Source organism: Streptomyces sp. NPDC052043 (genome assembly GCF_044548235.1).
Classification (GTDB): domain Bacteria; phylum Actinomycetota; class Actinomycetes; order Streptomycetales; family Streptomycetaceae; genus Streptomyces.
Map to the genome: position 1 here is coordinate 529,016 of NZ_JBIUBT010000004.1, position 22,117 is coordinate 551,132.

The following is a 22,117-nucleotide window of genomic DNA, read 5'->3' on the forward strand; positions in this document are numbered from 1 at the left end:
ATGAATTTCCGGTGTGACGTTGTTTGAGTGGGACCGTAAGGCTCTCGGTGAGAGTTAGAACTCAAGCCAGGTCAGCGGAGGCTCGGACGAGGTCGCAGGCTCGGGATTGCCGGACCGTGCAAAGCGCGACGACCTGAAGCTCTTCGTCCATCAAGTGAACTTCATGAGCATTTGGCCTGCTTTCGGTGCAACACCAATGACTCAGCTCCCCTCTCTATTCACATTGCCCTCACGTGAACCACACATTACGATCCCCTTACTGCCCGTAAGCGGTTGCGTGCCAGAGCACCGCATTCGGGAATTTTTCGGGAGGGATTCACTTGAGTATATCTTTTGGCGCGAGATCGCGTGTTGTCCTGGCTTCCCTGGGAACTCTCGGCCTGGCGCTGGTCGGTGCGTCACCCGTGAGTGCGGCGAGCGGCACGCCCACCACACCCACCCAGCTCTTCAACGGCGTCCAGAGCTGCTCGACCGACGCGGACAAGCCCACCTACCTCGGGGCCCGCGAAGGCCTCACCGTCATGGGCATACCGGGAAGCGACGAGCCCACCGACAACGCCCCAGTCACCGTTCAATACCAGGCCTGGCCGGTCACCGACCCGAGCCGGATCACAACGGTCTCGCGGGAGCGCGCCGCCCTCGGGTTCGAGGCGACAGTCGACCTCCCGGCAGATGCCTTCACCGACGGAGAAACCTACGCGTGGCGGGCGCAGACGGTAGCAGGCGGCACGGCCTCGGACTGGTCGACCGAGTGCTACGTCACGATCGACAACACCGCCCCGTCGAAGTCTCCGACCCTCTCCGTGTCCAACTACTCGGACGATGACGAGTGGAACCAGGGTGGTGAACCAGTCCATGTGACCCTGGACTCCAACGGGGTCGACGACGTCACCGGCTTCGAGTTCTCCTGGACGGGGGATTTCCCCGTCATCGCCGCAGAAATCGGCCCTTACGGGGTTCCGCAGTTCGTGGACCCGTACTCGAACACGAGATATCGCACCCGCGCCGACACTCTCGGCGGTTCGGCCACACTGAACCTGATCCCGCCGCAGGGCTCCGGGGTGATGACCCTGTGGGTGAGGAGCCTGGACCGGGCCTACCACCCCTCACCCCGGACGAGCTACACGTTCCGCGTCAAGTCGACGGCGCCGACGGTCACTCCCTCCCCCTCGTTGCCCCAGTTCGGCAAGCGGACCACGTTCACCCTCAAGCCCAATCCGGCACTGCAGGCGACGAGCCGGGTTGTCAGCTATTCCGTGGCGACCACTGGCGGCCAGAACGACAAGACCATCACTGTCAAGGCATCAGCGGACGGCACCGCCAAGGTGACGCTCACGCTGGACGGCATTTACCACGAATCCGTCGATGTGAAGAGCACGAGCGCGAACGGCTGGGTCAGCGACGCGGGACGGTGGTACACCAGCTTCGACACCACCGCCACGGTGAGTTCGGACGTCTACACCGAGGACGAGTCGAGCGGCGGAGTGGGCGTCCCGAGCACCTTCACCTTCGCTCCGAAGGTGAAGGGCGTCGTGAGCTACACGTACTCCTTCAACTGGGGCCCGGAGGTCACGGTCAAGGCAGGTGCCCACCAGGCGGCCCGCATCAGCTGGAACCCGAGCCAGACCGGATTTCAGGACCTCATGGTCTATGCGACGACCCGGGACGGCGTCCAACTGGCCCCCTACGACTACGTCTTCTACGTGAACTGACGAGCCAGCAGTGTGTTGCCCTCGGAGTACGTGCCGAGGGCAAGACCCCCTGGAGGGCTCAGCTACTGAACTTGATTGGGTGATGTCGGGGCTGCTCGCCTGACAGTGGGCGGTCAGGTCCGGTAGCTCCTGGGGTGTGAGATACGCAGGGTGGTGGACTGACCGACGCCGAGAGGGCCGCGCAGGAGCGGATCCGGTTGCAGGCCGTCGTCCGTTTCAGGGGCGGGGAGACCAACGGGGAGATCGCTGCCGCTCTGCGGGTGAGCGAGCGTTCGGCGGAGCGGTGGAGCCGGGCCTGGCGCGAGCGCGGTGAGGCCGGGGTCCTGTCGAAGGGGTCTCCGGGGCGGTCCCGGCTCAGCGAGACCCCGATCGCCAGGCTGGAACGAGAGTTGGAGCGCGGCCTGCTGGTCCACGGCTGGGCGGACCAGCGGTGGACACTGGCGCGGATCAAGACAGTGGTCGGCCGCCCGTTCCGCGTCTCCTACACCGTCGAGGGCACCTGGCAGCTACTGAAGCGGCACGGCTGGAGCTGGCAGCAGCCGGCCAGGCGGGCCATCGAACACACGACGATGCGGTCGAGGTATGGAAGAAGGAGACCTGGCCGCGGGTAAGAGCACTGCGGCGGAGCATGGCGCCTGGATCGTCTTCGAGGACGAAGCCGGGCAGTCGATGACTCCGCCGCATGCCAGGACCTGGGGTCGGATCGGCCAGACACCGGTCGTGCGGGTGCGGGGCTGCGGCTCCGGGCGGGTGCCAATGGCGGGCATGGCCTGCTTCAAGCCGGGGACCGGGCCAGACCACCCATCCCAGTCCGCATAGTCGCCGATCCCCACGTCGTCGCAGAACGTCTCCCAGAACCCGCTGTGCGCGAGGGCGGTCTCGTCGATGCCGGAGACGAGATCGCGCAGCTTCTCCGCCACCTCCTCACACCTTTCCTTGTCACCCTCCGCATAGAACGGGAAGCGTGCAATCACGGCCGCGACACATCGGTTGAAGGAGTCGAGGTCTCGGTTCACGTGACTGGCCGTCGCCGACTCGATCTCGGGAATCTCCACAACGTGACCACTGGCCACATCGACAGCAATGCGTCCGAACAGGCCACTCGTCGCGATAGCGACCACCCCCTGCTCACAGATCTCCCCAAAGCACACCGGCTCGCTCAACGGCCGGTACTCGTATCCGATCAACCCGCCTGGGATGCCAGTCTCCCTGAGCTCGACAGCGAGTCGGGTGGGCACCTCGGGTGGGGCCCCGACGGGGATCAAGACGAACTCGGCTTTGGCAACTGAGGCAGGAACTGGCTCACGAGATGGTCCTCTCCCGACAGACTGCCCGGCAATACCCATAGGCCCGGGGGACGGGCGACTCATTCGGGGCAACCCGTCCCGACATCACTCAATCAAGTTCAGTAGTAATGGATTTCACCTGCGGAGAAGAGTGCACGATGCAGCGGAGCGAGCCTCCAGCTCGTACGGGCAGCGCTTGCGCGGCCTGGTGCGCCCCCCCGGGCCGGCGCGGTGGAGGCACTCTGGGGCTCACTCGCCACTCACTCGGGATCCGTGAGTGAGAACGACAAAGAGCCGGACTCAGTGAGACTGAGTCCGGCTCTTTGTACATGGCACCTTGGCTGGTCAGCGGCTTGATCGCGCTGTTCCGGCTTCTGTGCCCCCGGCAGGATTCGAAACCTGCGCCCACGGCTCCGGAGGGCGCTTGTGTCCTGGGAAGGACGACACGGCCGCCATCTGCGACCCGCGCCACTACGTCCGGCAGCAGTACGCCGCCTCCCCGTTGATCGCGGAGCGGAGGAAGGCGGTGCGCCGTCCGTGGCCCGTGAGGGCGACCGTGATCGGCGTCTGTGGAGGCAGCGGGGCCGGGCGCAGGAGTTCGGCGAGCCAGCCCGGCAGGGGCGCCACGGGGCCGTGGTGAGTGATCTCGTACGGGTGTCCGGCGAAGGTGCTGCCTGCGCCGACCTGCACGTCGCCCCCGGACGGTCGCCGCATGAGCGCCAACCCCATCCCGCCCCTGCACCTGTACTCCGTGCCCAGCGACCCCGAGACGGCCCCCACGGCGCCGCCGAAACGGGAGCGTCCACGGACGGCATGGACGGCTGATCAGCTCATGGCCGCGCACTTTCCCGAGCCGAAATGGGCCGTGCCCGGCATCCTCGCCGAAGGCGTCAACGTGCTCGCCGGACCGCCCAAGGTCGGCAAGTCCTGGCTCTCCCTCGGACTGGGGCTGTCGGTGGCGGCCGGCGGCAAGGCGTTCGACTCCGTGTCCGTCCAGGGCGGCCCGGTGCTCTACCTTGCCCTGGAAGACACCCCGCGCCGTCTCCAGACCCGCATGGGCAAGCTCCTCGGGGGCCAGCCAGCACCCGCCGGGCTGACCCTGGTCACCGAATGCCCACCCTTCCCCGACCAGGTCATCGCAGAACTCGGCGTACCGCGAGCGACCTTCTACCGCTGGCGACAGCTCAGGAAGGGACCGAAGGCCATCAAGCTCCCCAACGGCTCGGCGCGTATCCGGCGGTCGGAACTGGAGCGCTGGATTGAGGCGTTGGAGGAAGCCGCGTGACCTACCGCAACAACTCGAAGGGCGCCCGCGATAGCGGGCGCCCGCCCGCGGCCGAGGAACCGAACCTGTCTACGGATGTGCGGGTGTGGAAGATCAACCGAGTGCGGAGCAAGAGAGCCCCGTATCAGCTTCGGTGGCTCGTAGCGGGCAAGGTCAAAACCGCCAGTTTCTCTACGGTCACCCTCGCCGAGAGTCGCCGTTCCGACCTGTGGAAGGCGATGGTCAAGGGCGAGGCGTTCGACGTCGAGTCGGGGTTGCCGGAGTCTGAACTCAGGGCGGCTACCGCACGGGAGAACGCCAAGCCCGACCCGTCATGGTGGGACTTCAGCCGGGAGTACATGGCCAGCCGGTGGCGCACGTCTGCGGCCAAGACCCGAGAAGGGGTGGCGGACAGCCTCGCTACGGTCGCGCTCGCGATGATGGACGACGGGAAGAAGGCGCCGTCACTCGAAGAGGTCCGCTTGGCGATGCGGTGGGCTGTCGTACCGGCGCATCAGGACGAAGACCCTCCCGAAGGTCTCGCGGCTGCCTGTACGTGGCTTCAGCACCGCTCACTGTCCCTGTCAGCCCTTACCGACCCCAAGGTGGTCCGGGACGTTCAGTACCGGCTCTCGTTCAAGCTGGACGACACCCCGGCGGCGGGGGAGACCTACAAGCGTCGCCGTCGCGGCTTCAACACCGCCATGGAGTACGCGATCGAGTGCGGGTACCTGGATATGAACCCGCTCGCGGGAGTGAAGCGCGCGGGTTCCACCCGTGGTGACGTCGTAGACCCCCGGGTTCTGGTGAACGTGGTGCAGGGAGCCCAACTCCTCACGGCGGTCTCGTACGTCGGGTCGGTGCACCGCAACCGAGGGCGTCGGCTGGTCGCCTTCTTCGCTTGTCAGCTCTATGCGGCGATGCGGCCGGCCGAAGCGGTTGGCCTCAGGGAAAGGGACTGCTACCTGCCCGAGAAGGGCTGGGGCACGCTAACCCTCAAGGAGACCCGTCCGGTCTCCGGTAAGAAGTGGACGGACTCCGGCAAGCGGCACGACAAACGCGGACTTAAGTCCCGCGAGGTCAAGGCCGACCGCCCGGTACCCATCCCACCGCCATTGGTAGCGATGCTGCGCGAGCACATCAGGGAGTTCGGGACGGCGAAGGACGGCCGGGTCTTCCATAACGAGCGCGGCGAGGTGCTTGGGACTTCGAGCTACTGGCGGGTGTGGCAGGAGGCTCGTCCCATCGCTCTCCCTCCGGACAAGGTGGATTCGCCGCTCGCGCATCGGCCCTATGACCTGCGCCACACCTGCATTACGAACTGGCTGAACGCGGGCGTCCCCGTTGCCGAGGTCGCCCGCCGAGCGGGCAACTCGCCGGAGGTCATCCATCGCCGGTACGAGGGCTGCATCGACGGCCATGAGGAGCTCAACAACGGGAGGATCGAGAAGGCCATGGGCTGGCAGTGAAGCATCTCGTTGAGCACGGCGGTGACCAGCCGCTCGGGGGCGGCCGGGTTGGGGAAGACCTGCACGACGTCGGTGCGGCGCTTGATCTCGCGGTTGATCCGCTCCAAGGGATTTGACGACTGGATCTTCTTCCAGTGGGAGATGGGGAAGGCGGCGAAGGCGGTCAGGTCCTCCTTGGCGTCAAGGCCACTCGATTAGCGGCTCCCATTCCTCTCGACGTGATCGCGGCCACGTGCCAGTGAAGGTTGCCGACCGCGCAAGGCCAGTACGGCTGGCCCATCCAGTTGAAGGGCCTGAGGCATCTGCTACCCGGGAGAGGCTCCGTAAGGGCTCTCAAATACTTCCTTAGAGTGGAAACGGGAGGGGATGGAGAGGTATGCAAGAGGTCCGGGTAACCATGTCTACCAGCACCTGAAATGCCCGTGCGTGGATTTTTGGAGCCTGGCGAGGAAAGAGGGTGTGGGATGCGACATGCGGCAGCGGAGTCGGGAGTGCCACATCGTCCGGAATCAGGGATCCTGTCCACTTCTATCTGAGAGCGGTATCGCTATGCCTGATGGTTATCACTGGTCGAGGCCGCAATACCTCCATGAGGCCGTAACCAACCCCAACATCCACGTGACAGGAACCCGCAGTTACTACAGCCACGCCTGGTCCGGCGACTTCGAGGGGTCCGTGGTGCGTTACCTCCACGGAGATGCCTACAGTCGAGCGAATCGGGACTTCGTGCCAGCCTGGCCCATCGACCAACTATATATCGGCGACTACGTGTGCATTGGAGCCGAAGCTGTAATCCTCATGGGCGGCAACCATCTTCATCGCACAGACTGGTTCAGTCTCTATCCTTTCCGTGACGTTCGCGCCAACGCTTACCAGGGAAAGGGAGACACTGTGATCAAGGGCGGTGCCTGGATTGGCATGCGCGCCATGATCATGCCTGGCGTAACGCTAGGCGAAGGCGCCGTAGTCGCTGCTCAAAGTGTAGTCACCCGGGATGTGCTGCCCTACACCCTTGTGGCCGGCAGTCCTGCACGGGAAGTCCGGAAGCGCTTCGATCCGGAGGTCATCGACCGACTCCTCGCACTGGACATCTACAAGTGGAGCGACGAGAAATTCGACTCTCTGCGTCCGGTTATCTGCGGATCAAGCATCGACGCCCTTGAGGAGATGTCCCAGGCGTGGGATGTCTCAAGCTCAACCGTTCATAGAAATGTAGCTGCTGACCCTGTGGCATAACCCAACCAGTAAATGGATGCAGCCGGAATCAGAATCGCCGAGTGCGGGTCTCTTTAAGGCCGCCGGTATAGCGTTAAGGAGGAAACAGGAATGTCCCACAGTCCTTATTCCCGTGTCGCCCTCGTCACCGGCGGGTCCGGCGGGATCGGCCGCGCCATCGTCAGACGGCTGGCGGAAGACAAGTTCTGTCTAGGCGTTCACTATGCAAAAAACAAGGACACGGCCTACAGCCTGGTGGAGGAGATCACGTCGAGTGGCGGTCGGGCGATCGCAGTCGGCGGCGACGTCGCTGATGAGGACGCGATGGCCGCAGCCTTCAATGAAGTCGAAGTTGAATTCGGGGGAATCGACGTCCTCGTGCACACCGCCGGTATCATGCGGACTGGACCAATCGCGGCCCTGGACCTGACTGAGCTCGACCAGATCCACCGCACTAACATCCGCGGCACGTTCGTCGTCGACCGGCAGGCGGCCCGGCAACTGCGCGCCGGCGGAGCAATCATCAACTTCTCCACCTCCATGACACGCACACAACGCCCCGCCTACGGTGCATACGTCACGAGCAAGGCGGCTGTCGAGGCAATGACCCTGGTGCTCGCCCGCGAGCTGCGCGGCAAGGACATCACGGTCAATGCTGTCGCCCCCGGCCCCACCGCCACCTCGATGCTTTTCGATGACAAGAACGAGACAACCGTCAGCGGCCTCACCAAGGCCGCTCCGCTCGAGCGTCTGGGACGCCCCGAGGACATGGCCGAGATCGTGGCCTTTCTCGCAGGGCCGGCACGCTGGGTAAACGGCCAGGTACTGTTCGGCAACGGCGGTCTTGCCTGACCTGCACCGTGTCCTACATGGCCAGTTTGAGGAGCCCTTGTAGCGACTGCGGTCAGCGCGAGCGCCGCGCCTCGGATGCTGTGCTCCGCAGGGGATCGGGGGCCACTGGCTTGGCGGGGCTCACTCGCTACTCACTCGCGATCAGTGACACGTAACGACAAAGGCCCGGACTCAGTGGGACTGAGTCCGGGCCTTTGTGCTTGGCGCTCTTGCTGGTCAGCGGCTTGATCGGGCTGTCCGAGCTGGAGTGCCCCCGGCAGGATTCGAACCTGCGCACACGGCTCCGGAGGCCCCTTCACTCTCAGACAATGCAGCAGGTCCGAGGCACGTTCGGGATCGGGAGGACGTGATCTGTCCACGGGTGGTCCACGGTTCCACAGCGTCGGCGTCAGCCACACACTGCTGTCGGAGGAGCATACGGTACGACTCGACGGCCTGCCTGTCAGCGGTGCCCGAGGGTTGGGGCGCGACTACAGCTGCGTTCCCGTATCAGCACCTTCATGGCCGTAGTCAACATCCTCCCCCTGACCTCGACCGTTTAGACTCGGGTGAAGACGGCGCTGGGGTTGTGCAATAACTTTCGGACGTAAATGACGCTCATGGCCGCCCCTCGATTGTGCCTAGATAGCGCTCGCCGTAACCATAAACGAGGAGTCCGCCTTACGGCCGGAGAATCCCCGACCTGCTCGGCAGCTACTCGGCGTCCTTCTCTTCCTCCATACCGTTAAGGAGTCTCCGGGCGAGGATGGCGAGCGTTTCTCCGTCCTGGGTAGCCCAGCGGGCGGTGCCCTGGTTCGAGACGGGCCGTCCTTCCCATTCGGCCAGCTCCCACATCCGTGCGATGAGCCCACTGGGCGAATACGCGTTGCCGTCGGCAGCCCAGACGATCGGGCGTGCCCGGTTGGTGTTGGTCCACTTCGCGAGTGCCCGGCGCGGGTTCGCGTTGAGCCATGCGGCGAGCGCGTCCTTCTCCGGCTGCAGGTACAGGGCCAGGTGCAGCGGTGCCCCTTCCTCCAGGGCGCCCTTGTCGACGATGACATGCACCGCGTTGGGCCTGCGGCGTTTGCGGGGCTTGCTCTCCTCGCGCCGGTACTGCGCGGCGGCGTCCTCGGTCCCGCCTCCTTCGAGCGCTGCCAGGGCCGCGGTTACGAGGTCGGCGGCCTGCCTCGGATCGGCGCACACGCGTTGCAGGCTCGACCGGGTTCCCACTCCGTCCAGAGCCTGTACGAGCGCCGGGACGACACGCTTGACCAGGTCGGGCACCTGCTCCTTGGCTTCGGCGGCCCAGGTGAGCGACTGGTCCGGCTCGCCCATGCCGGCGTCCTGGGCGAGGAGTTGCTGGAACACCAGGTGGGTGATGAGGAACGTGCCGTCGTCGATGACGGCGGCCGCGCGCCCGGCGTACTGTTCGCGTTCCGCACGCAGAGCCGTACGCACCGCCCGCAGGACGTTCACGGCGTTCCAGGTCTCGTACACGCTGGGCACGGACCGGAAGAGAGGGTCGTAGATACCGCTGCCGCCCCGTTCCCACAGCACGTCGGTGGTGCCGGACGCGACGAGCCGGGCCGCGAACCGGCTGCCGCTGTGGGCGCAGGCGAGCGCGCACGCGGCTTCCACCACGGAGCAGCCCTCGTCGTCCTGGGGTTCGAGTTCGCTGCGGCGCACGCTGTATACGAGCCCCAGTTCGGCACGGAACTCCTTGATGAGCACCGCCTGGACGGGTTCGAGGGCGATCCGGTCACGCTCGGTGATGTGGTTCTGCCGGTTGGTGGCCTGAGTGGTGCGGTTGGCGAACTCGGTGTCGCCACCGGTGACGATGAACCGGATGGTGACCTGGGCGAGTCCGGCTTCATCGGACTGCTCGGCTGCGTCGATGACGGAACGCACCGTCTGTGCGCCGTTCACGACACTGGCGCCCTTGGCGGTGATGCGGACGGGATGGCGCTCGGGGAACTTCTGCGATCCAGGCACCGCTTCCAGGGAGTCGCACAGGACGGTGACGCCGTTGTTGAAGTACCAGAAGTGGGACGGCTCGCCGGTGAGCGTGTCCAGCAGTTCCTTGTTGATGGGGGTGAGCCCCAGCGGGTCGCGGATGTTGCGGACGAACAGCTCGTTGCCGTGCTCGGCCCAGGTCGCGACCTCTTCGGCCTGTATGACGCCCTCGTAGGAGAGGTAGGGCGAGGGCACGCTGAACCAGGGGTGGAGCGTCGCCGTCAGCGTGATGGGCTCGCTCTGATGGTCCTTCAGCACCAGGGCGTGGATGTCAGGGGCATGCAGGAAGCGGTGGTCGACGTACTCACCGTGGGAGTTGAACTCGCTCTCGCCGTTCTTGATGACCTGCAGCACACCCGGCGAAGGCAGCTTGGTACCCATGAGGGCGATCACCTGGGTGATTTGGGTGCTCTTCTCACCGATCAGGTCGTGTGCCCGTTTGGCGAGTATCTGACCGCGGGGGTTGAACTGGGCGGCTTCCCCGGAGTCGATGAGAGTGAGCCCGGCGAAGAGCTTGTGCACCGCGGTCTCGTCCGCCTTGGCCGTCCCTTCGGGGCTCCACTTGGCCTGCACGAGGTAGATGTGCGCGTTCGCCTCGTCGATGGCGATGGCGTCGATCCCCTGGTCCTGGCCGCCGTCGATGACGCAGTCGGCCGCCTGCTCGGGGGTCCAGCCGGTCATGATGCGCACGGCGTGCGCGGCCAGGGCGCGAGAGCGGAACGCGGGCTGGATCTTGTCCGGCGGCCGGTTGCCGAAGTCGCTCACGTCGATGAGGCCGGGGTACGTCATGTCGAAGGCACGCGCGGTCTGGCGGACCGGGGTGGGGACGGGGGGCTGCTGGGGAGTCGCGTTCATGGTTTTCCTGTACGGCTGACGGGGGGCGGGAGCGGCGAAAGACGGCGGCACGGGGATCGAACGTCAGCTGAGCGAGTCGAGCACGACCTGGAAGCTCCTCTGTGCCTCGCCAAGGTGGTCCACGATCAACTGCGCAATCTCGCGCGGGTCGCCGAAGTCGTCAGGCGCGTCGGTGGGATCCGCGTTCAGGAGGAGGCTGGCATCGCGGCTGTTCAGTATCTTGCGCACGGCGTCACGGTCGTACCGCTTGAAGCGCGACGATTCGTCGCGGCCCGCGCGCCCCTCCTCTCCGGGCCGGTACGCCTCCAGGAACTCCGCGAAGTCCTCCTCCGTGAGCGGATTCTCGGTGTCGGTGTGGTGCAGGTCGCGGGCGTCGTACACCCACAACTCATCGGTGGCCGGATCGCCGTTCGGGCGCAGGACGGACTTGGTAAAGAACAGCACGTTCGACTTGGAGCCGGTGTCGTGGAACATGCCGGTCGGTAGCCGCAGCAGGGTGTGCACGTCGCAGTTCCTCAGGAGTGCCTTGCGGATGGTGGCCGCCGCTCCGCCATGGAACAGCACACCGTCGGGGACGAAGACGGCTGCTCTGGCCCCCTGCGGCAAAGTGATGGCCAGATGCTGGAGGAAGTTGGCGGGGAGCGTGGCGTTCTGCGCCCAGAAGTCGTCGCGCCGCTCGGTGTTCGCCTCGACGTTGCTCTTGAACGGCGGGTTGCAGATGGCGACGGTGGCGGCCACGCCCTGCTCGTGCCGGTGCACCAGGCGTTCCTTCGTATCGAGCGAGTCCGCGCGCAGTATCGGCGGTACGTCGTGGAACTGACGCCCGGTGTTGAGGAGGACGTTCATCGTCGCCAGGCGGCACATCTGTACGTCGATGTCGGCGCCCGCGATAGCGGCGGCGTCCACACGGTCCCCGTGCGCGGCCATCTCACGGTGGGCGGCGATGAGGCTGGTGCCAACCCCGACGGCCGCGTCGACGACCCGGTCCCGTGGGGTGAGCGCGAGAGCCTTGACTATCACGGTGAGCAGGTGGGGCGGGGTGAGGAACTGGCCCGTCTCCCGCTTGGCCCGGATGTCGCCCCGGCAGTCGGCTATCAACAGCGAGAAGGCGGAACCGAGCTCGTCCCGGCGCACATCCGACCAGCGGTACGGGTCGAACTCCTCGACGATCAGCCGTCCGAGATCCGCCATCTTGTCGGCCGGCCAGGGGCGGGAGTCGTGGAAGAGGACACTCGCGATGGCCCGGCGGGGATCCTGCGGGTTCGGCTTGCCGAGTTCGGCCATCAACCCGGTCAGGGCACGGTGCAGATCCTCACCGCCGGCGAGTACGAGGCTCGGCCAGCTGCCCGCCGGCGCGATCGGCGGGCTCGCGAACATCCCCGTCCGCTGGGCACGCTCATGGTCGAGCTTGAGGAAGAGCAGATACGCGATGTGCTCGGTGAACTCCAGCCGGGTCAGCCCTTTGAGGCTCGGCTTCTGTTCGAAGAACCGCTGCCAGCGTCGGAAGATACCGTCTGCCGTCCAGTGGCCCTCCGGCCCTCTCGCCCCGATGTTCTCGCGCTCCGTCGCCATGCCCCACCCGTTCTCGAACGTCCCTGTCCGAGTGGATACGCCGACGGGCCACTCCCCTGTTCCGGCAGTGCCGGATCCGGTGACGAAGCGCTCCGAGAACACATCGGAACCGGCCGATCGGGCCGCAGACGATCAACTCCCTTCCAGGGTAGGCGCAAGGTCGGCGCCCGGGGCTCCGAGCAGTACTTTTTTCGGCCTGTCAGACCCTGTCCCCCCTTTTGAGCCGGAATCCAGCAGCGCACCTGCTTACCGGCCGGCGTCCCCGTGACCCGCCACCCTGGTGCGAGCAGATCGACCAACGGCAGACCACGCCCCGACTCCGCCTCGGGATCGTCGAGCCGTACGGCTCCCCGCACGGGCAGCATCCGACGGTACGGGTCGTGCAGCCTGACCCGGACTCCCCGCCCCGCGTCCCCACCGCACCCCGACGACGTGACCCCCACCTCGGCGACGAGCGGAACGATGGCCGCGTTCCGGGCGGGTGTGATCGCGGGCGAGCTCTGAGCACGAAGAGAGGCGAACAGCGGACGGGCCGGTGGTTCTGGTGAACCACCGGCCCGTCCGCTGGCTCTAGTCCTCGTCGGCCGACGGCGGCACGTCCTTCTTCAGTGCGCGGGCCACGGCCGTGAACTGGGCCAGTGCCACTTCGAGTTCGTCGACGATCTCCTGGGCGATCACGTCCGGTGACGCGTACTCCGTGGTCCCGGCGGCGTCGGACTTGATTACCGTGAGGTCAAGATTGACCTTGTCCCGGGCGATCAGCCCGTCGTAGTCGTACGCACGGAAACGGTCGCTCGGGGTGCGCTTGCTGAAGTCCGTGCCGCCGGAGTGGTACGCGGCGACGAAGTCATCGAGGTGCTGGCGGCCCAGCTGTCGCTGCTTGAGCGTGAATCGCTGGTCCGTACGGAAGTCGTAGACCCAGAGCTGGCGTGTGCCGGGGCGGCCTCCGGTGCGCTGGCCGGTCTTGTCGAAGAACAGGACGTTGGCCTTGACGCCGTTGGCGTAGAAGATGCCGGTGGGCAGACGCAGCAGGGTGTGGACGTCGCAGAGGTTGAGGAGGTTCCGGCGGATGGTCTCGCCGGCGCCGCTTTCGAAGAGGACGTTGTCGGGGAGGACGAGGGCGGCTCGGCCGTTGGTCTTCAGCAGGTTGTAGATGTGCTGGACGAAGTTGAGCTGCTTGTTCGTCGTCGGCGCCCAGAAGTCGGTGCGGGAGGTGTACGACTCACCGGTCACCGAGCCGACGCCGAAGGGCGGGTTGGCGAGCACGATGTCGTAGTGCCGCTTCGGCGGGCGGGCCAGGGAGTCCTGGATGGTGATGAGCGGCTTGGCCTCGGAGCTTCCGATGCCGTGCAGCAGCATGTTCATCAGGGCGAGGCGGCCGGTCTCGCGGACGAGTTCGTAACCGGTGATCGCGCCGCTCTGGAGGGCGCGGCCCTTGTCGCCGTACAGCTCGTCCTCGTAGTTCTGGACGAGGTGGGCGTGCGCCGCGATGAGGAAGCCGCCGGTGCCGCAGGCCGGGTCGGTGATGGTCTCACCGGGCTTCGGCTGGACGCAGTCGACCATGGCGTCGATGAGCGGGCGGGGCGTGAAGTACTGGCCGGCTCCGGTCTTGCGGTCCTCGGCACCGCGCTGGAGAAGGCCTTCGTAGGCGTCGCCCTTGAGGTCCTGGTTCTCGGTGGTCCAGGTGTAGGGGTCGATCAGGTCCTTGATCAGGCGGTCGAGGACAGCCGGCTCATGGATCTTGTTCTGCGCCTTGGTGAAGACCTCGCCGAGCATGGTGCCGCCGCGCTGGCCGAGGTCCTTGAGGATGAACTCGTAGTGGTCGAGCAGCGCTTCGGCGGACCGGGTCGTCAGGCTCTTCCAGTCCCGGCCTTCGGGGACGAGAGGCTTCTCGGGGACGTTGCGCCGGAAGGCCGCCGGGCGGTTGGCGCGCTCGTCGGCCATCTTCAGGAAGAGGAGGTAGGTGAGCTGCTCGACGTAGTCGAGGGTGGAGACGCCGGAGTGGCGCAGCAGTTCGCAGTACGACCAGAGGCGGTTGACCAGGGTGGAGGTGGAGGCTGGGGCAGGGGTTGCCTTGGCCCTCGCTTCCGCCGCGCGAGGGGCAGGCGTCGTGCTGGATGCTGGAGAAACCGCCTCGGCGGGATCCTCGGGGGTCGGCGTGTCAGTACTGCTGCTCATGACGGTGCTCACAGGGGAAGTGCTTCTTGGCTGCCGGAGGGAACCGGGCGGCCGGAGGTCTGGGGGGCAGCCGGGGAGGTCGTACGGGATACGCGCTTACGCCTGGACTGCTTGACAACGGCAGTCCGCTCAGCGCGAATCCGGTCGAGGAGGACGGAGGCGGGCTCGTCATCGGGATCTTGGGGCACCAGAGCTCCGGTGAAAGCTGCGTGGAGGAGGGCATTACGGAGCCTCAAAGCCCTCGCCCAGCCGTCAGTTACCGCTTCTCGCAGTCCCCGCAGGTCCTCTTCCAATTCCTGAACACGAGCAACTATGTTCCGCTGCGTACCAAGAGGGGGAATCGGAATTTCGAGGTTCTGGATCTTCCCCTTGTTAAGCGCTGGTTGATTTCCCCCTGAAGCCTCCCTGCGCGTTTCCTCATAGCGAGCCATGAGGAAGTAGTACACAAACTCGGGCAGAATGGCAGTTTCTGAGACTCGGATTGATGCACAGTTCTGGTTATGTGCCGCAGGAATATCAAGGATTGCCGCCTGCCCGCGCGTTCGCCCTTCGCCGATCATCGCAATCATCACCGTTCCGGGCGGGTGAATCCGGGCCTCAGGATTTGTGATCGAATCAACCGTGATTGACTCTCTCGTAGATGAAATGTGGCCGAAGGACACCTCTCCACTGCTCACCCAGGGGACATCACCACCCCAGTAAGCTGGATTGCCGCGTGAGGGAGTTGACCCAACAGCAACTTTGAAAAGCTTTCCTATAGTTGCCCATCGCCACCCGTTGGGGACATCCCAAGGCCCCTCATCCAAGGCAACGGAGTCCCGGACGAGAACCTGCGCATCCCCCTCAGAAAGGTCTTCGGGAACGAGTTTTCCGCGCAAGGCATCATGAAGGACGGCCTGAAGAAAGTTCTTCCCTTTTGCGTCCGCAGCATCGAGAGCCGCCTCGCCCGCCTCGATGTACGCCAGCTGATCGTCCAGCTTGGCGACGATGCGGTGCTGTTCACTCAAAGGCGGAAGCAAGACGGGGAAATTCGAGAATTGCTCCCAGTAAGCCCGGGGGCGGTCACCCTTCGGGTTCTTCTGCATGACATAGCGGACGAAATCAGAACTCAAAAGTCGATGCAGCAAGAAGCGGGGATCGATGGCTTCACTCGGAGGGAAAACAATAAATTCCCCCGAGCAAATTCCATCAAAGTCGGCAAGGACCACCTTGTTCAGATAAGGACGCAACCGCCCATACAGGAGATATCCTGGCCTTACGATGGGCGATGAACTTTTGATCGAAGCAGCCGAGCCGAAGTTCATCACCCGCCCCGTATGCGACTCGACGTTATCCATCCCCAGATACGGAAGGTCGTCTCTCGCGGTCGGTTTATACCTATCCGAAATCGGGGAGATGATCTCTCCGAGTGTTGTGCGAACCCACCCCGGAGGCAGCTCGCTCGCGACATCCCCCTCGGAGCCCGAACAGCCCGGCCCCACACCTGAGTCGGTCGTCACGCGCTCAGCTCCCTGTCCAGCTCATTGATGATGTGTTCCGCCCGCGTCCCCCCGAATTCGGCGATGAATCCGTCCGTGCCGTTGTGCGAGGTGAAAGGGGCGTAATCGAGGTCAGCGGTGTCGAAGCGTACACGCTCAGCCGTCGCCGCGGCGATGCGGTCGAGCCACCAGCGCTGTCGTTCGGTGAAACGCGCGCCCGCCTGTTCTTGGCGGGCGATCCAGGCTTGATAGCGCTCGCGCACGAGCTCCTCGTGCGGGCGGGGTGCCGGGGCGCCTTGTGCGGCTCCGCCCGCGAGTTCGTAGCGGAGCAGGGCGAGCAGATCGGAGACCGTGTGCTTGCGCTGGGCTCCGTCGGTCACCGCCTCGCCGACCTTCTCGTACGCCTTCCACAGTCTGTCCGGAGTCCATGCACGCGGCGGGCGGGCGATGCTGCGGACCACGTCCTTGAGCCGGTCCATGGCGACGCCAGGCGGCACGTCGGAGCCGGCGCTGAACGCGACGGACAGCGCCGCGATCTCGTCACGGTTCTCCGCGATGTAGCGGCGCCAGTCGCGGACCGTCTCCGTCGCCGCGTCTTCGTCGTCGGCGACGGCTCCCGCGCGAAGCAGCTCGTCGGTGCCGTTCTCGTCGTAGAGGATGTCCTTCGCGCGCCGCATCTCCAGCAGGCGGGCGCGCAGCGGCGGTGTCGCGGCGAGGGGGCGGACGGACTGCTCGATGAGGTCGCGTACCGCGCGCTCGGGGTCGCGGCCCGCGCGCTCGGCGGCCTCACGGACTTCCATCTGCCGGTCCGCCGAGACGGCTTCGACCATCCCGTGAACGATCTTCTTCAGTTCCAGTCCGCCGCTCAGCCGCTGGATCTCGGCGCGCTCCTCGTCCGTCATCTGGATGTCGAGCTTGGCGAGGCGGGCCGCGAGGGTGGAGACCTCTTCCTCCTCGATGGTGTTCGCTGCGGTCTTGCGGAGCAGCTTCTCCAGGCTGATCTGCTTCTCGGTGTGGCGTTCCAGTGGTGCCGCGTCGACCTTCGGCTTCTTCGTCACGCCGACCGCGTCGACGATCACGAAGCGGGTCTTGGGGCCGACGCCGGGGGTGACCTTCTCGAAGTCGGTCAGGGACAGGGTCCGGGCGCCGCGGCCCTTCATCTGCTCGAAGTAAGCCCAGCTCTTGACGTCCCTGAGGAACAACAGGCATTCCAGCGGCTTGACGTCCGTGCCCGTGGCGATCATGTCGACGGTGACCGCGATGCGCAGTTCAGGAAGGTTACGGAAGGCGGCGAGGCGCTCGGAGGCGTTGCGGGCCGCGCTGGTGATCTTCGCGCAGAAGTCGTTGCCCTTGCCGAAGACATCGCGGACGACCTCGACGATCTCCTCCGCGTGGTTGTCGTTCTTGGCGAAGACCAGCGTCTTGGGCACGTACATCTCGTCGCACCGCAGCGCGCCGGTGGCCGGGTCGTGTTTGGCCCGCTCGGGGAAGATCTCCGTGAACAGCCGGTCGTGGAAGGTCTGGACGACCGTACGCAGCTGATCCTTGCTGATGACTCCGACACCGACCTGGTTGGCGCCGTACTCGATGTCCTCGTCGATGTCCTCGTAGCGCTGGCGGCGGGTGCGGCGGTCGCGGACCGGGATGGTGCCGTGTGCGATGACACCGCCCTCGGCCGTTATCCGCGTCTCGATCTCGTAGACGGAGAAGTCGACGTTGACGCGGTCGGCCACCGCCTCCTGGTAGGAGTACTCGCTGACCAGGTTGCCGTTGAAGTAGCCGAAGGTCTGGGCGACGGGGGTGGCGGTGAGGCCGACGATGGGGGCGTCGAAGTATTCGAGGACGGAGCGCCACTTGCCGTAGATGGAGCGGTGGCACTCGTCGACGACGATCAGGTCGAAGGCTTCCGGAGGGATGTCGGTGTTGTAGCCGACCCGGATGCCGCCCGGCACGTCGACGTCGTAGTCGATCTCGCCGTCGCCGCGGTCGCTGCCCGGCAGGCTCGCGCCGGTCAGCTCCATGTAGAGGCGCTGGACGGTGGAGATGACGACCTTGGAGGAGGCGAACATGCCCTCCGCGCCGAGGCGCTGGACATTGTAGAGGTCGGCGAACTTGCGGTCGGTGTCGGGAGTCTTGAAGTTTTCGAACTCGGCGAAGGCCTGCACACCTAGGTTGTTGCGGTCGACGAGGAACAGGACGCGCTCGGCGCGCGCGTACTTGAGCATCCGGTACGAGAACGTCACGGCCGTGAACGTCTTGCCGGCGCCGGTGGCCATCTGGACGAGGGAACGGGACTGCCCCATCCCGTGCTGGCCCTTGCCGAGCGCCACCGAGTCCTCCACGCCGCGCACCGCCTTGATCTGCGCCGGGCGCAGCGGGCGTTCGTCGAGGTCGGGCATGCGCCAGCGCAGCCGGGCCCGATAGCTGGGGGCCTGCTCGTCCTCCTCGGCCTGGCGGACCCAGCGGGCGAGGGTGCGCGGCTGGTGGAAGGAGAAGATGCGGCGGGTACGGGAGTCCGGGTCGAGGATGGACCGGAAGCGGGTCTCGCCGCCGTCGCTCACGTACCGGAACGGAAGCGGGGTGCGCCAGGCGTTGAGGCGCTGCTGGGCGTCGGTGAGATGGTCGGCGTAACGGTCGGCCTGTGTCTCAGCGGCGGACAGGTCGGCGCCCTCGCGCTTGGCCTCGATGACGCCGACGAGTTTGCGGTCGACGTAGAGGGCGTAGTCGGCGCGGCCCTTGGCAGTGGTGACCTCGCGAACGGCGACGCCGTTGCCCCGCCGGTCGCCCTGGACGTGGAGGTTGAGGTGCGCGCCGCCGTTCTGGACGTCCCATCCGGCCGCCCTGAGCATCGCGTCGAGCCGCTCGCGGACCTGCACCTCGGTGAGGGGTTCGAGGGAGGCCTGCTCCGCGTTGTCGAGGAGACGGGCGCGTTCGGCGACGGCGGCCGACGCGGCGGCCCGGTCGGTGCGGTCGGCGCGGCTGCGGCCGATCCGTGTGGCCTCGGCGGCGGCCTGGAACTCCTTGAGTTGGTCCTGCATGGCCGCGACGGCGCGGGCCAGCTCCTCACGCTCGGCCTGCGCCTGAGCCAGCTCGCGCTCGACGGCGCTCCGGGCGGCCTGTTCGGCCTGGCCCTGGGATGCCTGGTCGTGGTAGCTGAGGCGGGCGTCTTCGAGTTCCTTGCGGGCCTGGGCGACGTCCTGAAGCAGGCGCTCGTTCTCGGCGGCCGGGGTTCGATCGGGGCTGGGCGGCACGAACGGCAGCTGCTCGCGCGAGCCGGTGAGCAGCCGGTGGTACCAGACCCCGAGACGGAAGCAGGTGCGCAGGGCCCGGAAGGCGTCGTCGGCGTTGTCGAGTCCCGCATGGCTCGCCTCGTTGCCGAGGGTGCGCACCTCGTGGAAGGCGGTGCCCACGTCGCCGTGGAGGTAGCCCTCCCGGTCCAGGGCTCGCAGGCGATCGAACTGCGTGCTGCCCTCCACGCGGACCCGGGCCCGGCTCACCAGGTCGGCCGCCATGGCCTCCGCGAACTGGCGGGATTTGATCAGGGACGTGTTCGGGTCGCTGAAGACATGACTCTCGGCGGCGGTTCCGTATGCGACGAGCAGCGGAAGGTGCGGCAGCAGGAAGCCGAAGTTGCGGGACTGCCCGGCCAGGCGTACGAGTCGGGGGTCTGGTGTCTGGGGCGCCCCGCCTGCGCTGCTCATGGGGTGGTACCGCCTCTCCGGGAGTGCAAAGGTCGCCGATGCTTTGTGCAGCGTGATCGCTCGTTGAGCCTAACTGGCGGCCGGTCTTCTGCGCCGGTCTTCGGCACTACAGTTCCAGCTGGCCTGACCTGGTCCCGCCACCATCGCATTGCCACGCGCCAGCGCCCGACCCGAACCGCTGCCGGTGGATTGACGTTGGATCTGGGGAGAGCATCGAGTGATGAGAGAGAGGGGGGTCCCCGATCACCGTGACGATCCGGCCGGACGAGAAGCGTGACGTCCAGCCGATTGCCGGACTGATCGGGGAAATCAAGGTTGGCGGAGCGGCTTTGGGGCGGCGCTGCTTTGGCGCGAGTGATCATGGCCCCGTAAGCTTCCGGCGCGTCGGGCAGTCTGTGGACCTGCCCGGTAAAGCACGACGTTGGGGCCATGATCTTCGAGGCTCGCGCCAAAGTGGCTCCGTAAAGCCGCGGAGCCGACCGCCCCAGCCACGACTCACCCCTTCTCTAGCATCAGGCGGCTGATCGCCAAGAGCGCGGCACGGGCGCCGGCCGGGCTGGAGCGGGGCGGAGACAGGAGCGCAGGCCCGGCCGGGGGCCGGGCCGCGCGCGGCGAGCGGAGCGAGCCGCCTTGAACCCGTGAAGAAAGTTGTAACTCACTGGCCATCGGGCTCGTGGATCAAGGATGTGTCCCTGGTCAGAACGGTGGTTCTTCGTTGCACCCATCGGCCCACGACAGGAGTGGGTTCTCCGGACGTTCCAGGCCTGATGCGTCTTCGCCCCAGGCTTCGAGGGTGTCGACAGCCGATGCGCGGCGCTGCCAAAACACGCTGGTGCCCAAGTCTTTGCGGATCAAAGGCACGAGAAGTCGCCGGTGGTGCAGCAACTGTGGGTCGTCAAGAAGCGGGATGCAGGCTGCCAGGGCTTCTTCGCGTACATGCCGGTCGGTGTCGTCTGCATAGGGCACAGAGGCTGAGAACAGGAGGGGTCGCAGACCTTGGATGGCGACGGCCGGCGGCCAGTCGTGCAGAGAGTGCCCGTCCTGCTGACACACCGCTTCGGCCTCTTCTGTGACCTCTCTCGCAACTGACGCTATCCAGGCCAGCAATTCGGAGCGCAGGCAACCGGAGTCGTACTGCTTCTTGTCGATGGCACGAGTCGTTCGCGGATCAGGCAGGATCGCGGCCACGTACCGTGCCGCGGGCACTGTCGCGTCGTAGAGGGTGTTCCCGTGGTGCAGCGTGCCGTGCAGGTATCTGAGGGCTTTGGTCCTGATGCTCTGGTCCGCTTCGAGTAGTGCGGCAAGCATTGGGGGCGCGTCGGCGGCTGAGCCAAGGGCATGCTCCAACGCAGCCCAGTCCGTGTCTGCGAGCACGTTTGCGGGATCGGGCAGACTGACCGACGAGAACAGACTGTCGCTGGTCATACGATTTGCCAGAGGGGCGCTGCGTACCGTTCTGGGCGTGCACTGATCATGAGATCGCGTAGCTCGCCGCGCTGCGAGCCGCCGAGGTTTAGGGCCTCAGTGACGCGGCGGAATGTCGTGTGGGTGACTCCGCGGGCTCGGGCCTCGGCCTCGAACTGCTTGAGCTGGGCCCAGATCGCGGCTGGGTCGAGCTTTGGCGGCTGCTGCTCCTTGAGCCACAGTGCCTTGTTGCGCTCGTAGTCGATCTCCGAGTAGCCGCAGATCTCGCGGCTGTAGGCCTCGGCCTCGTCCAGGTGGGCGGTCGCCATGATGGCTCGGGCCAACTGGTTGCGGTTGACGGCATCGTCCAGGTCGACCTCGTGCAGCGTCGGGCTCTCGTCCGTGAGCGGCACGGGGAGCCCAGCGTCTCGGATCTCGCATGTGCCCCGCACGCCTAGGGCCGTCGCCGCGAGGAGCGCGGTCGCCTCGGACGGGTGCCACTCCAGGACTGAGCTGATCGCCGCGGCGTCCCCCGCGGTGAAGGTGTGGACAACGGGGCCCAGTACGTCGCCCACATCTTCCGGCAGGAGTTCGCCGTCCAGACCCGGACCCGCTACCAGGAGCCGCACAGGCGCGTTCACCTGGCAGCACGCTGCCAGCGCGAGGGCATCAGCGAGCGGGCTTTTGAGTGTCGGCTCGTCGCCCCGCGCGAGGATGTCTCCGCCCACGTCCAGGAGGTCGATCGACTCGGGCTCCAAGTGGCTCACGAGGTCTTCGAGTTGGTGGGTGAGGCCTTCGGCTCCCTGGTAGGGGTCGAGCAGGGCGAAGGTGTGCGGGAGCTCTGCTGCGAGTCGGGGGAGTGTGGAGCCTGCGGGTGCGATCGGGCGGGCCTGCGCCGGCACTGTCCAGACGGCAGCGGTGAGGCGTTCCAGGCCGGTGAAGTCGGCGGCACGCCGCGGGCCCGGTAGCGGGTCGATCAGGAGGCGATCCCATGCGTACGTGAGGATCACCGCCTGGCCCTCGTCGCCGTAGAGGGCGGCGTGAAGCATGGCGGCGGCGACTGCGTCGCCCCCTCCTCCTGCTGCGACGATCAACCGCGTCATGCGATCAGACTACGGGTTCACAGGTTGGCCACTCAC

At 66.3% G+C, this 22,117-nt stretch carries 13 protein-coding genes and 4 pseudogenes; 7 read left to right on the plus strand and 10 right to left on the minus strand.

Annotated elements, in window-relative coordinates; translation table 11 throughout:
* Positions 1-404 precede the first annotated feature (404 nt).
* Together ACIHCX_RS13640 and ACIHCX_RS13645 are read left to right on the plus strand one after the other, a co-directional pair.
* Positions 405-1,712, plus strand: a complete 1,308-nt coding sequence (locus ACIHCX_RS13640) for a hypothetical protein (RefSeq protein WP_400029114.1) — start codon at positions 405-407, stop codon at positions 1,710-1,712.
* 197 nt (positions 1,713-1,909) lie between these two features.
* Positions 1,910-2,385, plus strand: a pseudogene (locus tag ACIHCX_RS13645) (winged helix-turn-helix domain-containing protein).
* Between the two features lie 226 nt (positions 2,386-2,611).
* On the opposite strand, the pseudogene ACIHCX_RS13650 reads toward ACIHCX_RS13645, so the two are convergent.
* Both ACIHCX_RS13650 and ACIHCX_RS13655 read right to left on the minus strand, forming a co-directional pair.
* Positions 2,612-3,082 (minus strand): annotated as a pseudogene (locus tag ACIHCX_RS13650) (hypothetical protein); the annotation flags it as partial.
* A 387-nt stretch (positions 3,083-3,469) separates the two neighbouring features.
* On the minus strand, positions 3,470-3,712 hold the full coding sequence (locus tag ACIHCX_RS13655) for a hypothetical protein (RefSeq protein ID WP_400029115.1): 243 nt from the start codon (positions 3,710-3,712) through the stop codon (positions 3,470-3,472).
* Here ACIHCX_RS13655 and ACIHCX_RS13660 point away from each other — a divergent pair.
* The 3 genes and pseudogenes from ACIHCX_RS13660 to ACIHCX_RS13670 all read left to right on the plus strand — a co-directional run.
* Positions 3,711-4,097, plus strand: a pseudogene (locus ACIHCX_RS13660) (AAA family ATPase); the annotation flags it as partial. The gene ACIHCX_RS13655 and the pseudogene ACIHCX_RS13660 sit on opposite strands and share 2 nt — an antisense overlap.
* Positions 4,092-4,283, plus strand: coding sequence for a helix-turn-helix transcriptional regulator (locus ACIHCX_RS13665; protein WP_400029237.1), 192 nt, complete (start codon positions 4,092-4,094; stop codon positions 4,281-4,283). The pseudogene ACIHCX_RS13660 and the gene ACIHCX_RS13665, both read left to right, overlap by 6 nt.
* Positions 4,280-5,731, plus strand: coding sequence for a tyrosine-type recombinase/integrase (locus ACIHCX_RS13670; RefSeq protein ID WP_400029116.1), 1,452 nt, complete (start codon positions 4,280-4,282; stop codon positions 5,729-5,731). Before ACIHCX_RS13665 ends, ACIHCX_RS13670 begins: the two co-directional genes overlap by 4 nt.
* A 5-nt stretch (positions 5,732-5,736) precedes the next feature.
* Here the strand turns inward: ACIHCX_RS13670 and ACIHCX_RS13675 are convergent.
* Positions 5,737-5,910, minus strand: a pseudogene (locus tag ACIHCX_RS13675) (transposase); the annotation flags it as partial.
* A gap of 370 nt (positions 5,911-6,280) precedes the next feature.
* Between ACIHCX_RS13675 and ACIHCX_RS13680 the strand changes: the two are divergent.
* The gene (locus tag ACIHCX_RS13680; protein ID WP_400029117.1) at positions 6,281-6,967 is read left to right on the plus strand and encodes a CatB-related O-acetyltransferase; all 687 of its coding nucleotides are present in this window, start codon (positions 6,281-6,283) and stop codon (positions 6,965-6,967) included.
* 90 nt (positions 6,968-7,057) lie between these two features.
* The gene (locus ACIHCX_RS13685; RefSeq protein WP_400029118.1) at positions 7,058-7,798 is read left to right on the plus strand and encodes an SDR family oxidoreductase; all 741 of its coding nucleotides are present in this window, start codon (positions 7,058-7,060) and stop codon (positions 7,796-7,798) included.
* Between the two features lie 693 nt (positions 7,799-8,491).
* On the opposite strand, the gene ACIHCX_RS13690 is transcribed toward ACIHCX_RS13685, so the two are convergent.
* The 7 genes from ACIHCX_RS13690 to ACIHCX_RS13720 form a co-directional block, all read right to left on the minus strand.
* Positions 8,492-10,645 (minus strand): AIPR family protein, encoded by a 2,154-nt coding sequence (locus tag ACIHCX_RS13690; RefSeq protein ID WP_400029119.1) that lies wholly within the window; start codon positions 10,643-10,645, stop codon positions 8,492-8,494.
* Positions 10,646-10,708: 63 nt separating this feature from the next.
* The gene (locus ACIHCX_RS13695; protein ID WP_400029120.1) at positions 10,709-12,217 is read right to left on the minus strand and encodes an N-6 DNA methylase; all 1,509 of its coding nucleotides are present in this window, start codon (positions 12,215-12,217) and stop codon (positions 10,709-10,711) included.
* Between the two features lie 570 nt (positions 12,218-12,787).
* Complete coding sequence (locus ACIHCX_RS13700) at positions 12,788-14,395, minus strand: N-6 DNA methylase (protein ID WP_400029121.1); 1,608 nt, start codon at positions 14,393-14,395, stop codon at positions 12,788-12,790.
* Between the two features lie 8 nt (positions 14,396-14,403).
* Positions 14,404-15,894, minus strand: a complete 1,491-nt coding sequence (locus ACIHCX_RS13705) for a restriction endonuclease subunit S (RefSeq protein WP_400029122.1) — start codon at positions 15,892-15,894, stop codon at positions 14,404-14,406.
* A complete protein-coding gene (locus ACIHCX_RS13710; RefSeq protein ID WP_400029123.1) occupies positions 15,891-19,574 on the minus strand; it encodes a DEAD/DEAH box helicase family protein in 3,684 nt (1,227 codons plus the stop codon). Before ACIHCX_RS13710 ends, ACIHCX_RS13705 begins: the two co-directional genes overlap by 4 nt.
* 696 nt (positions 19,575-20,270) lie before the next feature.
* The gene (locus ACIHCX_RS13715; RefSeq protein ID WP_400029124.1) at positions 20,271-20,999 is read right to left on the minus strand and encodes a hypothetical protein; all 729 of its coding nucleotides are present in this window, start codon (positions 20,997-20,999) and stop codon (positions 20,271-20,273) included.
* Positions 20,996-22,081 (minus strand): DUF1152 domain-containing protein, encoded by a 1,086-nt coding sequence (locus ACIHCX_RS13720; protein ID WP_400029125.1) that lies wholly within the window; start codon positions 22,079-22,081, stop codon positions 20,996-20,998. Before ACIHCX_RS13720 ends, ACIHCX_RS13715 begins: the two co-directional genes overlap by 4 nt.
* Positions 22,082-22,117: the final 36 nt, after the last annotated feature.

What these genes read in the sequence shown, in the direction of transcription:
- ACIHCX_RS13655 (WP_400029115.1), bottom strand. Translation starts at nt 3,712, where the DNA reads ATGCGGCGACCGTCCGGGGGCGACGTGCAGGTCGGCGCAGGCAGCACC.
- ACIHCX_RS13680 (WP_400029117.1), top strand. Translation starts at nt 6,281, where the DNA reads ATGCCTGATGGTTATCACTGGTCGAGGCCGCAATACCTCCATGAGGCC.
- ACIHCX_RS13685 (WP_400029118.1), top strand. Translation starts at nt 7,058, where the DNA reads ATGTCCCACAGTCCTTATTCCCGTGTCGCCCTCGTCACCGGCGGGTCC.
- ACIHCX_RS13690 (WP_400029119.1), bottom strand. Translation starts at nt 10,645, where the DNA reads ATGAACGCGACTCCCCAGCAGCCCCCCGTCCCCACCCCGGTCCGCCAG.
- ACIHCX_RS13695 (WP_400029120.1), bottom strand. Translation starts at nt 12,217, where the DNA reads ATGGCGACGGAGCGCGAGAACATCGGGGCGAGAGGGCCGGAGGGCCAC.
- ACIHCX_RS13700 (WP_400029121.1), bottom strand. Translation starts at nt 14,395, where the DNA reads ATGAGCAGCAGTACTGACACGCCGACCCCCGAGGATCCCGCCGAGGCG.
- ACIHCX_RS13710 (WP_400029123.1), bottom strand. Translation starts at nt 19,574, where the DNA reads ATGAGCAGCGCAGGCGGGGCGCCCCAGACACCAGACCCCCGACTCGTA.
- ACIHCX_RS13715 (WP_400029124.1), bottom strand. Translation starts at nt 20,999, where the DNA reads ATGACCAGCGACAGTCTGTTCTCGTCGGTCAGTCTGCCCGATCCCGCA.
- ACIHCX_RS13720 (WP_400029125.1), bottom strand. Translation starts at nt 22,081, where the DNA reads ATGACGCGGTTGATCGTCGCAGCAGGAGGAGGGGGCGACGCAGTCGCC.